Source organism: Methylophilus sp. (assembly GCF_008015755.1).
Lineage (GTDB): Bacteria > Pseudomonadota > Gammaproteobacteria > Burkholderiales > Methylophilaceae > Methylophilus.
In genome coordinates this window covers 1-12,488 of sequence record NZ_SSGF01000014.1, presented here as the reverse complement: position 1 = coordinate 12,488, position 12,488 = coordinate 1, and the positions used below count along the sequence as shown (strand labels likewise).

Annotated in this window: 14 protein-coding genes; 10 read left to right on the top strand and 4 right to left on the bottom strand. The window is 49.5% G+C overall.

Annotation, left to right across the window (positions count from 1 at the left end):
- The first annotated feature begins 32 nt into the window (after positions 1-32).
- The 6 genes from E6Q52_RS05820 to E6Q52_RS05795 all read left to right on the top strand — a co-directional run bounded on the left by E6Q52_RS05820 (position 33) and on the right by E6Q52_RS05795 (position 5,899).
- Positions 33-1,298 (top strand): chloride channel protein, encoded by a 1,266-nt coding sequence (locus tag E6Q52_RS05820; protein WP_292819656.1) that lies wholly within the window; start codon positions 33-35, stop codon positions 1,296-1,298.
- A 100-nt stretch (positions 1,299-1,398) separates the two neighbouring features.
- A complete protein-coding gene (locus E6Q52_RS05815) occupies positions 1,399-2,769 on the top strand; it encodes a TIGR00341 family protein (protein WP_292819654.1) in 1,371 nt (456 codons plus the stop codon).
- A gap of 228 nt (positions 2,770-2,997) precedes the next feature.
- The gene (locus E6Q52_RS05810) at positions 2,998-3,270 is read left to right on the top strand and encodes a hypothetical protein (RefSeq protein WP_292819651.1); all 273 of its coding nucleotides are present in this window, start codon (positions 2,998-3,000) and stop codon (positions 3,268-3,270) included.
- 93 nt (positions 3,271-3,363) lie between these two features.
- On the top strand, positions 3,364-3,735 hold the full coding sequence (locus tag E6Q52_RS05805) for a thioredoxin family protein (RefSeq protein WP_292819648.1): 372 nt from the start codon (positions 3,364-3,366) through the stop codon (positions 3,733-3,735).
- Positions 3,736-3,742: 7 nt separating this feature from the next.
- Entirely contained in the window at positions 3,743-4,465 is a 723-nt protein-coding gene (locus E6Q52_RS05800) for a cytochrome c biogenesis CcdA family protein (protein WP_292819645.1), read from the top strand.
- 159 nt (positions 4,466-4,624) lie between these two features.
- Complete coding sequence (locus tag E6Q52_RS05795; RefSeq protein ID WP_292819642.1) at positions 4,625-5,899, top strand: MFS transporter; 1,275 nt, start codon at positions 4,625-4,627, stop codon at positions 5,897-5,899.
- Positions 5,900-6,012: 113 nt separating this feature from the next.
- Here E6Q52_RS05795 and E6Q52_RS05790 read toward each other — a convergent pair whose 3' ends face one another.
- A complete protein-coding gene (locus E6Q52_RS05790; protein ID WP_292819639.1) occupies positions 6,013-6,429 on the bottom strand; it encodes an ester cyclase in 417 nt (138 codons plus the stop codon).
- A 182-nt stretch (positions 6,430-6,611) separates the two neighbouring features.
- Here E6Q52_RS05790 and E6Q52_RS05785 point away from each other — a divergent pair, with 182 nt between their 5' ends.
- Complete coding sequence (locus E6Q52_RS05785) at positions 6,612-7,049, top strand: helix-turn-helix domain-containing protein (RefSeq protein WP_292819635.1); 438 nt, start codon at positions 6,612-6,614, stop codon at positions 7,047-7,049.
- 73 nt (positions 7,050-7,122) lie between these two features.
- Here the strand turns inward: E6Q52_RS05785 and E6Q52_RS05780 are convergent, their stop codons facing one another.
- Positions 7,123-9,246, bottom strand: a complete 2,124-nt coding sequence (locus E6Q52_RS05780; protein WP_292819633.1) for a TonB-dependent siderophore receptor — start codon at positions 9,244-9,246, stop codon at positions 7,123-7,125.
- Between the two features lie 231 nt (positions 9,247-9,477).
- Between E6Q52_RS05780 and E6Q52_RS05775 the strand changes: the two genes are divergently transcribed.
- Entirely contained in the window at positions 9,478-10,155 is a 678-nt protein-coding gene (locus E6Q52_RS05775) for a PepSY-associated TM helix domain-containing protein (RefSeq protein ID WP_292819630.1), read from the top strand.
- 11 nt (positions 10,156-10,166) lie between these two features.
- On the opposite strand, the gene uraH is transcribed toward E6Q52_RS05775, so the two are convergent.
- A complete protein-coding gene (uraH, locus tag E6Q52_RS05770) occupies positions 10,167-10,568 on the bottom strand; it encodes a hydroxyisourate hydrolase (protein WP_292819755.1) in 402 nt (133 codons plus the stop codon).
- Between the two features lie 269 nt (positions 10,569-10,837).
- Between uraH and E6Q52_RS05765 the strand changes: the two genes are divergently transcribed.
- Positions 10,838-11,638 carry an EAL domain-containing protein gene (locus E6Q52_RS05765; RefSeq protein WP_292819627.1) on the top strand — a complete coding sequence of 267 codons (801 nt, stop codon included), beginning with the start codon at positions 10,838-10,840 and terminating at the stop codon, positions 11,636-11,638.
- A gap of 295 nt (positions 11,639-11,933) precedes the next feature.
- Here the strand turns inward: E6Q52_RS05765 and E6Q52_RS05760 are convergent, their stop codons facing one another.
- Positions 11,934-12,338 carry a PEP-CTERM sorting domain-containing protein gene (locus tag E6Q52_RS05760; RefSeq protein WP_292819624.1) on the bottom strand — a complete coding sequence of 135 codons (405 nt, stop codon included), beginning with the start codon at positions 12,336-12,338 and terminating at the stop codon, positions 11,934-11,936.
- 50 nt (positions 12,339-12,388) lie between these two features.
- Between E6Q52_RS05760 and E6Q52_RS05755 the strand changes: the two genes are divergently transcribed.
- Positions 12,389-12,488, top strand: a 100-nt coding sequence (locus tag E6Q52_RS05755) for a transposase (RefSeq protein ID WP_292819752.1), incomplete at its 3' end; no start/stop codon positions are given.

Here is a 12,488-nt window from a genome sequence, read left to right as displayed (position 1 = left end):
TGCTCAAAGCATTCAAGGATCTCTTTTCATCAATGCCGCTGGTGAACTTCCACGTCTGGATAGGCAGGATGATTGTCTGGTCGGCGGCGGCAGTCACAGGGTTAGTCATCGTATTGTTTGCCCGGGCCACCGAGCGTGCGACTGCATTTTTTTATGACACACAATTAGCCCTCTGGTGGCTCCCGCTGTGTATCATGCCCGCAGTCGGCATATTGATCGTCTGGTTCACCCGCACATGGGTATCCGGCGCGGCAGGCAGCGGCATCCCGCAAACGATCGCTGCCTTGCAATATGAAGAACACCAATCCATCAGTCATTTGGTGTCAATCAAAATTGCGCTCACAAAAATGCTGTTTGTCTCCATGGGGCTGGCCGCAGGTTTCTCGGCAGGGAGAGAGGGCCCTTCGGTGCAGGTCGGCGCCAGCATCATGCATGCGTTTCGAAAATACTTCCCGGCCCATTTTTATGTAGATCCTAAACATCTGATTCTGGCTGGCGGGGCTGCCGGAATCTCAGCGGCATTTAACACGCCCCTGGCAGGCATTGTGTTTGCCATTGAAGAACTCAGCCGCAAATTTGAACAAAAAACCAACGGTGTGATGATTACCGCGATTGTATTGTCGGGGTTGGTCTCCATGTCATTGCAGGGCAATTACACCTATTTTGGCAGTTTAAATGTCGGGGCTATTCATACTGAGATCATGCTGCCCGTCTTGATTTGCGGGCTGGTCTGTGGGGTGTCCGGGGGGATGTTTAGCCGAACAATCATAGCGTTCACAGAACAATTACCAGGCAGAATCACTACATTCAGAACCCGCCATCCACTCTACTGGACAGGCGTCTGCGCACTGATAGTTGCGAGTTTGGGGATTGTCAGTCACGGCGCTGCTAATGGCTCAGGCTATTTACTCACCAAAGCCATGCTCAATGGCTCGATTAATGAAACCTGGTATTACCCGCTGGTTAAATATCTATCCACGATGTTCACCTACCTCAGTGGTATCCTTGGCGGCATATTTGCCCCGGCACTTTCAATTGGTGCAGGCATCGGCTATGACTTATCTTCAGTGCTGCAATACCACGACATCGCAATTGCTTTCAGTGCTTTGTGTATGGCAGGCTTTCTGGCGGGCGTCACGCAAGCGCCTATTACCTCTTTTATCATCGTGATGGAGATGATAGACGGACACGAAATGGTGATTAGTTTAATGGCCGTTTCGCTCATGGCCACCGTGACTTCAAGAATATTCAGCCGTCCCCTCTACTCAATCCTAGCGATTCAACTTGTCAAAAAATAGCCCTGAGTGCACTACGTGAGTGAACCATTTTAAACAGGCTATACTTTATCAGCCTAGTATCAACCGCCAGGGCCTCCTATCAATATTTTTGAAGTCAACGATGATGCATATTAAACAACTCAACTCTTTCGGCCTGCGTGAATATTTTTCAACCCTGTTGAGCTTGAGAGAAGACAAAGCCGAAGACGCAGAGATTGATCAAGGCTTGCGCAATGGGATCAGTATGCGGGGCAGCAATCTTTGGGTGCTGATGTTCGCCATTTTCATTGCAGCGATAGGGCTCAATGTCAACTCAACCGCTGTTGTCATTGGTGCAATGCTGATCTCACCATTAATGGGGCCTATTATGGGCGTCGGCTATGGCGTTGGCATTTATGACTTTGACTTAATCAGAGCCTCGCTCAAACATCTGGCGATTGCTGCAGTCGCCAGCCTGCTAACCTCCACGCTTTACTTTGCGATCAGCCCGCTCACGCAAGCGCAATCGGAACTGCTGGCGAGAACGACGCCGACGATATGGGATGTACTCATCGCATTGTTCGGCGGGCTGGCCGGCATGGTTGGCGCAACGCGCAAACAGAAAACCAATGTGATTCCCGGCGTCGCCATCGCCACAGCGCTGATGCCTCCCTTGTGCACAGCCGGATACGGAATTGCCAATGGCAATTGGGCTTATTTTGGCGGTGCTTTCTATCTATTTACCATTAACTGTGTGTTCATTGCATTGTCATCCGCGGTGGTCATTCGGGCGGTTCATGTGCAGAAAAAGCGGTTTGTGGATGAAAAAACCACCACGCACGTCAAACGCTATGTGTTTGCTGTCGCACTGCTCACTCTGGTTCCCAGCATTTATTTAGCTTATGTACTGGTGCAAAATGAGGTATTCAAAACCCAGGCAGCGACTTTTGTGCAGCAAAAAATTGCCAGCGAGCAAACTTATGTCACTCAGTCTGAGATTGAGCCTAAAACCAAAACGATTGAGATCACCGTGATTGGGGAATATCTGAGTAAACCCAAACTGGCGGCCATTTCTGCACAGTTAGCGGAGGCTGGTTTAGCGCAGGCCAAGTTGATCGTACATCAGCAGGCAAACCAGCAACACATTGATGTCACGACCTTGAAGACTGGCGTGCTCAATGATCTCTACCTTGCCAGCCAGCAATCGCTTGAGCAAAAGGACAAGACCATTCAAAAGCTATCGGCAGCACTGGCGCATCAACAAGGACTGCAGGCTCAGATGCAGCAGGTGCCGCATGAGTTGCGTACCCTCTACCCTCAAATTGTTGAGATATGGTTTTCACAAGCCACACACTGGAGCGAGAAAGATGGCGTGAGCGATGATGTGGTGATGGTACTCAATATCAGTACATCAAAAGCGCTTACAAAGCGGGACCAAGCCAGGATCAAAGCGTGGATTCTAGCGCGCATGAAAATCAATGCCATCAAGTTGGTGGTCGAAATGCATCATTGATTTTAAAAAAGACGTGCAGTGTCTAGCGGCATTGCGCGCTAAAACAGCAAAATCATTTGTACTGTCTGTGTGATATTGATCACGTAGATCAATACTTGGTGACGGATGTTACCAAGCCCCTGTTCATCTCCCCCGTATGCTGGACCTGTGTGTGAAGTCAGCCATCATTGCAACCTGCCGTGCCATTGACCATCACATACCCCACTCAATGACACTCAGGAGAAAATCATGCATAAACTATCCCCTCTCACCTTCCTCGCCTTCATGGGCTTAAGCCTCTCGGTCAACGCAGGCGAATTTGGAAACCGTTGTACGACCGGACTCACCAAAGGTGTGATCGTCAACGCTGATTGCACCATCAATGAAACGTTTAAGGGCAACACGCTCTGTTTTGGCAATGCAGAAGCAAAACAGGTTTTTCTAGACAGCAAAGACAAACAAAAATTTGTAGACAAGGCAGCGGCTTTTTATCCCAAGGTGCTCAACGGCAGTGTCAAATAAATTCGGCAAAAGCGTCTCAAAATGAGACGCTTTTTTTGTAAGGATGCTCTGATTGAAGCGACCAATACTCACATACACCCAGAGGAGAATCATATGAAACCTTTTTTATTGAGCGCGCTGCTACTATTTTCTAGCTTGGCTCAGGCTGAAGTAACCCCCTTTAATGCTGCCGAGTTTGACCAGAAAATGAAAGCCGGTGAAGCCATGGTTGTTGCGGCGCATGCGCCGTGGTGCCCCACCTGTCGCGCGCAAAAACCCCTGCTCAAAGCATTGAGCCTGCAACCCGAGTACCAGGCACTCACCATTTACGAAATAGACTTCGATAGCCAAAAAACAGTATTAGCTGGCCTAAAAATCAATCGTCAAAGTACGATTGTGGCCTTTAAACATGGTAAAGAAGTCTCACGCAGCATCGGTGCCACCAGTACCAGTGCGATTGCGTCTGTGCTCAAAGCAACAGAATAAGCCTGACATGCATACCTCTCACTTATTACTCAGCCTCCTGGCTGGCATGCTGTCCACACTCTCACCCTGTGTGCTACCACTGATTCCCATCATCGTCGGTGGGTCTCTGAGCACCCATCGAGCAGGCCCTTGGCTAATTGCCGCTGGACTCACCAGCGCATTCACGCTGATCGGCATTCTGCTTGCGAGCGTAGGCAGTAGTCTGGGGTTCAGTCAGGAAACCTTCCGCTGGACCGGAGCACTGGTGATGATCGTGTTTGGGGTCTTGTTGTTATCTGGCGGCCTGCAAGCCCGTTTTAGCAGTGGCTTGGGCGGCCTGAGCCAATGGGGCAATAGGCTACTTGAGCGGATATCAGGCCAAAGTCTGGCCGGTCAATTTAGTTTGGGATTGCTGTTAGGATTAGTGTGGACGCCTTGCATCGGCCCGGTGATGGGGGCAACCCTCGCCTTGGCCAGTCAAGGTGGACACTTTGCCCAAGTAGCCCTGAGCATGTTGCTGTTCGGCTTGGGCGCAGGCATACCGTTGGTATTATTAGGATACACCTCGCGCAGCACCCTCAACCGCACCCGTGGCAAATTGATGACCACTGGTCAGTGGGGCAAAAAAGTACTGGGGGTGCTGCTATTGGTGCTAGGCACGTTCATGCTGACCGGCACTGATAAATCCATCGAAAACAGATTGTTAGATATCACGCCTGAATGGTGGACTGCACTCACCACCCGCTACTAAGTCTGACGCCGCACCATACGATCAACAGACGTGCCAATAACGCACAAGGCAGAGTACCCACAATCATAAGCGCTTCATTAAAAGGGATCTGTAAATAAAACTATCGTCAAGATAGATGCCCTGATATTGTATTTACTTAAATAAAGACAAATACACCTCTTGCAGAGCTCAAGCGTGAATACTCCCACAACAAGCCGTCACAATACACGCGCTTTAGACGCGCTCAACTTCTTTCTTGCGGATGTACGCGATGGTTTAGGCCCCTATCTTGCAATCTATTTACTGGCTGTGCATCATTGGGACCCTGCCAGCATTGGTTTGGTGATGTCGCTTGCCAGCGTCACGGCACTCGTCACACAACTCCCGGCGGGCGCGCTGATAGATAACACGCATCACAAACGCGCCGTGGTTGCGATCGCCGCTATATTAGTCACCTCTGGCTGCCTCATGTTGCCATTCGTTCATTCATTCAGCTGGGTGGCGCTCACTCAAACAATCAGTGCACTCTCTGCCGCCGTATTTGCACCCGCCATTGCGGCAATCACGCTAGGCATCACAGGCCCCAAAGCATTCGCACAAAGAACCGGTCGCAATGAAACCTTTAATCATGCGGGCAATGCAGTGGCGGCGCTTGTGGCCGGGATATTGGCTTATTTGTGTGGTCCAGTTGCCGTGTTTTATTTAATGGGCGCCATGGCAATTGGCAGTGTGATTTCTGTCAGTGTGATTTCGGCGACCGCCATTGATCACAACTTGGCGAGAGGGGCGGACGTTAGCAGCCTCTCGAGTGCAGAGCATCCGTCTGGAATAAAAGTATTGCTTACCAACAAATCGCTGTTCATTTTTGCCATCTGTTGTGCATTATTTCATCTGGCCAATGCCGCCATGTTGCCGCTGGTGAGCCAAAAGCTGGCTCAGCTTAACTTGCAACTGGCAACGCCCTTAACATCTGCCTGCATTGTAGCTGCCCAACTTGTCATGGTCCCCATGGCGATGTTAGTGGGATATCGCGCCGACAAATGGGGTCGTAAACCGCTCTTGCTGGCTGGTTTTCTCATTCTGCCGCTACGGGGTGTCTTATACATATGCTCTGACAATGCGTATTGGTTAGTCAGTGTTCAATTGCTTGATGGCGTGGGGGCAGGCATTTTGGGGGCGCTGTTTCCCATCATTGTCAAAGACCTTACACAAGGCACAGGCAGATTCAACGTTAGCCTTGGCGTGATCTCGACGATCTTTGGATTGGGAGCTGCGCTCAGCCCTGCGTTAGCGGGTCTCGTTTTGCAAACGTCTGGTTACAATGCCGCCTTTCTGACACTGGCAGCCATTGCAGCACTTGCATTTGCTTTGCTATGGATAGCGATGCCTGAAACAAAAGCGCTCTCTGGCGAGGTTAACGCGCATGCAACTTCCCATGGCTCAACAAGGCTTTAAGCGCGTTCAATCAGCAACGTGATCATACTTATTGATAAACACAAACAAGACGCAAGGGGTTCGCCTTGCGTCTTGCGATTAATGCCGGGCGTGTTGTCCGCCAAGCCAGCGCACTACTCAATCACGCCTAACTGTTTGAATAAACCATAAGTGTCTATCACGTCCCAGTGTTCGGCCAATTTACCGTTTTCAATACGAAAAATATCCACCGCATAAATGCTGTAATGCTTGCCCGTCGCTGGGATACCTAACCACGCACCCTGCTGCGTACCCGAATACACGCCATAGGCCCATACCGTGTCGCCTTCAGCGACGATTTTCTCCAGCCGATATTGCCAGTCCGGTACGGCTTTGAACCAGTCTGCAAAAAACTGCTTAAAACCTGACAATCCCTGTGGCACGATTGGATTGTGCTGGATATAGTCGTCATGTAAATACTGTTGCAAATGGGTAAGGTCTTTTTGCACAAAGACCTGATTGGCAAAGTCTGCCAATAACTGTTTGTTCTGTTGTGATATATCTTGGGCCATCGCGGACACTCCATCAATAAACAATAAGTAAACAATAAATGCACTTGGCATCATTTTTAATAGCTTCATAAACACTCCTTTAAATGCGTTCTTTCAAACGAAATCCATCATGGAGTTGCGGATATTATTCCCATTAGTTACTATTAGTAAGTAGGCACCTAAAAGTAACCAAAAAGGGCATCATGAGTGATCAAGCAGAAAATGTACTGAATATTTCCAATAGCTGGAACGCCTATCACGCGCAATGTCCAACGCGCCTGATGTTGAATAAAATTGCGGATAAATGGACGGTATTACTGTTGGGATTGCTGGAGCAGGAGACCAAGCGATTTAGCACCTTGCAACGAGAAACAGGCGGCATCTCTCAAAAAATGCTGACGCAAACGCTGCGCAGCCTGGAGCGGGATGGTTTAATACAACGCACGGTTTACGCTTCCGTCCCGCCGAGAGTGGAATACAGTATCACGCCACTCGGCGCCACCCTGGTGGCGCCTTTGGCTGCCATTCGAGTGTGGTCAGAGAAACATATTGAAGAAGTACTGGCTGCGCAATCGGCTTATGATCAAGTCCAAAATACAGCACAGCAGCACCCCAATGTACGTAAAATCGTTTTTAAATAATCTGGATTGCGCCACAAACCAAAAAAGCCCAAGGCATGACCCTTGGGCTTTTTCATCCATCCGCACCTAAAGACTATTTAAAAGCGTAATGCGCTGTAAGCATCACCGTGCGCGGGTCCCCGGGGTAACATTGATTAATGCTGGCACACCCGGCCATATACTGTTTGTTGGCAAGGTTTCTGGCATTCAGTGCAAATCGCCAGGCCGCAGTATTGTAATAAATGGCCGCATCAAACAAAGTATAAGACGGCACCTCGAAAGAGTTTTGAGCATCCCCGGCCTGGTCTCCAATATATCTGGCCCCTGCGCCAATCCCTAGACCTTGTACCCAGCCGGTTAAATCATATCGTAACCAGACATTGGCCATATTTTTGGCCACTAAAATGGGCCGTTTGCCCAAGGTGTTGGTGGTGCTTTTGGTGATTTCTGCGTCTATGTATGAGTAAGTCGCAATCACATTCAATCGATCCGTTAATTGACCCGTGGTTTCAAACTCAATCCCTTTATGACGCTGTTCACCAGTTTGTATACTAAAACTCGTGTTGTTAGGATCAGTGGTGGTGACATTTTGCCGCTTTAAGTCATACACCGCGAGCGTGCTACCAAATCGGTGATCCGGGGATTCATATTTAATCCCAGCCTCATGTTGCTCACCGGTTTCCGGTTTAAATGGGGTCCCCTCTGCCGTATTCCCGGTTAAGGGCAAAAATGACTCACTGACACTGATATAAGGTGACCACCCATTTTCAAACGCATACAGCAGCCCTGCTTTACCGGTCGTTTTGGAAGGGTCAGATTTGGTTAGAGTATTATTGATGCGGGTTTGCACTAAATCCGTCTCGTCGTGGCGGGCGCCAAGTTGCAGATGCCATCCATCACCAAATTTGATCAGGTCTTGAAGGTATAAGCCCGACTGTGTGGCCATGTCACTGCCGGTACTGCCTGGCACGACGACTGGTGCACCAACCACTGCGGCATCATAGTTTGGCTGATACAGGTTAAGCGCCGTCACACTGCGATTGCTAAAGGTTCTATCCATGTTGTAATGCAGCATGTCCGCCCCCACTAACAAATCATGTTTCAATCCCAATGTGTTGAAATGTGCCGCCAACTGGTTATCCACCGTCCACATCTGCGCAGATAAGTTGCGTACGTTCACACGACGCTGATAGTTGCGTTTATTGGCAGTGAGTCCGTTGGTTGTATCAGTAAACGCACCATCCACATTAAAAGTGTTGTATCTGACATGTTGCCTGAAGGTCAACGTGTCATTGAACATATGAGAGAACTCATATCCAAACAATGAAATCTCAGTGTCGTATTGATCGAGGCCAGGCACACCGACAAAGCGACTGAGCGGGAGTTTGCCATTCGGGTTCGACAGAATCGTCCCTTCTGCTGGCAACCCCCGCACGGGCACATAGCGACTTTTTTGATAGCTCGTGAGCAACGTTATACTCGTGCGATCACTGATATCCCAGGTCAGTGATGGCGCAATATAACTGCGGCTACGGTCGACAAAATCGACCTGATCATTACTTTCGGACGTTAAAGCCACCAAGCGATAACGCAGCGCGCCATCCTGATCCAAGGCATCAGAAAAATCAGCGGTCCATTGCTGCTGGTCATAACTGCCTAACGTCAGCCCAATGGCGGCTAAGGGTTGATCGGTTGGCCGCTTACTCACCACATTCACAAAGCCGCCAGGACCCGTTTGACCATACAACACCGAAGCCGGCCCCTTCATCACCTCCACCCGCTCAAAGCCAAAGGGCTCAGCCTGTACCCAGGCCGTGTCGTAAAACAGTCTCATGCCGTCGCGCAATACATAATCGCTTTGTACAAATCCGCGGATAGAAAAATCATCCAGACCGCGCCGACCACGTTGCCCAGCATCCACGCCAGCCACAAACTTCAGCGTATCGGCCAGGGTTTGAACGCTTTGGTCGCGTATTTGCTCGCTAGTCACCACTGAAATAGATTGCGCCGTTTCATTGATGGCTGTGTCTGATTTTGTCGCTGTGCGTGCCTGCGAGGCTTTGTATTTATGGATAGGCCCAGTGGCGGATTCCTTGGCTTTCTGGGCACGAACGGCCACTTCAGGCAGGGTATCTGTTTGTTGATCAAGTGCTTGCGCAACGGCATCCAGGCAGGGGCAAGACAGCATCACCGCCAGACAAGCGGATTGAATTTTCATTTATAAACCTTTATGATAATGTTAACGATTCTCATTAACATGCATTGTAACATTGTGGCGTGCAAGGATGGCCTGCATCGCGCTGGCCACGTATAATTTTAGGTAAAGGTCGACTATGCGGTTGGCCTTTGCCGACGTTTAAGCGTATTGATCCCCACGCACTTTCAGCGCTTGGCAACACAGCGCCGAATACAGCCCCCTCAACTCATTTTTAGCGATCCCTATATCCGCATGACTTCGACGATCACCCACCAGGCAAAAGCGCTTCCAGCAAAATCTAATCAAAGATCACGGCGTAGTGCTTTTCTAAAACTGCTCAGAGATATTCATGGCTGGATTGGTCTGTGGGGGGCGGTGCTTGGGTTGCTATTTGGGGTCACCGGCATTATTCACAACCATAGAAGCGTACTGAAGATTGAGCTGGCTAAACCCGCCACGCAGGAAATCAGATTGCCGGTGCCGGCCATCGCCAAGCAGCATCCCGCAGCGATGAGCGCCTGGTTACGTGAAACACTGACTATGGACAGAGACGCACGCATCAAAACAGAAAAAGCGGAGATCGTCTCCTGGCATGGCCTGGATGTGAGCCAGCCAGAACATTGGGATATTCGCTTTGTGGCCCCGCAGTACAAAGTGATTGCTGACTACTGGGTGGGCTCAAATATGGTGAGCATCAAACGCACTGACGAAACCTGGGTTGGGACGATTGATAACTTTCACCGAGCCAACGGCGCAGGCATCGGCTGGGTGCTACTGGCAGACAGTATCGGTGGCAGCATGATACTGCTCTCGCTCACCGGCATCTTGCTGTGGACAGAGCTAAACCGCAAAAAAACAATCGGTGCCATCGTCTTTCTGACATCCATCACCGCGGCGATCATCATCGCCGTCAATACCATGTTTGCCTAAGACGCGCAGCCTTAATTACCGCGGTAGGTGGCATAACCGTAAGGACTGATTAACAGCGGGATATGATAGTGCGGCACGGTGCCATCGACTTGAAACACCACAGACGCCTCAGGAAAAAACGTCTGCTCGCCTCGTTGTTTAAACCATTCCCCGGTATTAAACGTCACGCGATACACCCCGCTTTGCATGGGTTGCTGCGCGGGGTATAACGCCTGCACCCGGCCATGCGCATCAGTGGCGGCATGTGCCAGCGGTCGCCACTGCCCATCCACTTTCTGGTCCAGCGTAACCGCCACATCCGCAGACGGCAAGCCGGTGCTCGTGTTTAACACATGCACACTGAGAGGATTGTCCTCTGCTAAGCAAGCATAAGTCACCATCATCGCCAAAACTACACCCGCCAGTTTTCTCATCACGCGCTACTCCAATAAGACAATCAATCACAAACCAATCTCTTTGACGATCTTTGGCTAGAAAGTTTCATCAATGGCAGTTTAGAACATCAGCCACAAAAAGTGACACTCCCAAGCATCCAACAGTTAACAGCCGCTCTGAGCCCATGAAACATTGTCGGCAATTTATCTATTGCGTATACTTCTTTTATAATTTTTTTAAGCGGGTTTAAATTGAGCAGTCTAGTCAATAGAGACCGCTTAACCACTGATGTGCGGAGTAGATGCGAATGATAGAAGTTGCAAATTTTTCACCGATTGGTTGCAAAGAGTGCCGCGATAAAACCAAACTTGGGATCGACTTCACCATGGCTTTTCAGCCGATTGTGGATATTTCCAACCAAAGCATTTTTGGATATGAGGCCCTGGTCAGAGGCATCAACAACGAAGGCGCCGCTTCTGTCCTGTCACAACTCAATGACAGTAACCGCTATCGCTTCGACCAAGCTATTCGTGTCAAAGCCATCGACCTGGCTAAGCGCTTAGGCCTGCAAGGCATGCTGAGCATTAACTTTCTGCCAAACGCCGTCTACAAACCAGAAACATGCATACGCGCCACTCTCGAAGCCGCGGCCGAAATGGACTTCCCCACAGACCGCATCATGTTTGAAGTCACCGAAGGCGAAAAAGTCCTAGACAACGACCATTTAAAAAGTATTTTTATTGAATATAAAAAACACCGCTTCACCACCGCCATTGACGACTTTGGCGCCGGTTATGCAGGCCTGAATTTATTAGCCGACTGGCAACCAGACATCATCAAACTGGATATGTCGTTAACCCGTAACATCAACAACGACAACGTGAGACGCGCACTGGTTTTTGGCATTATTGCAATTTGCAAAGAACTCGGCATCAAAGTCATTGCAGAGGGCATAGAAACCAAAGAAGAATGCCTCACTTTAATCGATGAAGGCGTGACCTTGTTCCAAGGCTATCTATTTGCCCGCCCCGGTTTCGAATCCCTGCCAGTTGTTCCCAACGAAATCTGGCCATTGGTCAGAAATCGCCGGGCGAAAGATAGGCGCTAAAAACCTCATATCGCCCTGCGGCCAACAATCTCGCTGGGCTGCCGATCAACCAACCCTCAATTGCCTGCCTACGGCTCAAGATGTAAAACTATGAGCAGGTTTGAGCGTTGCGATTGGGTAACTTTCGGGAACGGTTCGAGCATAGCTAACCTGAAAATCGCCACATTCACGACAGGCTAAAAAACTGAAATCTGCAGCTATGTTCAGTATTGAGAAAAGACGGCTCACATTTCTGCGAGCCGTCTTTGATGTTTTAAACTGAAATACTCAGAGAATCGGAGACGAGTACTGCAATTTAAGGGCGAACCATCCTGTTATTCACATGCTGTTGCTTACGTCTGGCGATCACTCCCAGCAAACCTAACCCTGCTAAAAGCATCGAATACGTATTAGCCTCAGGTACAGGATTGACCGAGAAGAACAAATTATCTGCATAGCCATCATTTGCAGAACCTTGCTCGCGCTGCATTTGAAGTAAAAAGCCGATCTGAGTTGTACCCACTGGCGTCAACCCTGAAATTTCTTTGAATAGAAGTCCAGTCGCCCCTCCCCGCTCTCCAGGCGTTGTTGATCCAAAAGTGACAGATGAAATCTCAGATGAAGTGGCATCCAAGAATTTAATGGTCAGTTGAGAGTAATCCGTTTGCCCTCCGAACCCACCAAAATAGCCAGAAGCATAAAATGCAGCATTGGACTTCACCCGCTCTGCTAGACAAATCATAATGTCTAAAACAGAACGGAGTAAGTTACATGAAGGGTATCAGATACACGGACGAGTTTAAGTTCGAAGCTGTAAAGCAAATCACAGAACGCGGTCATGATGTCGCGGATGTTGCTCAACGCCTTGGCG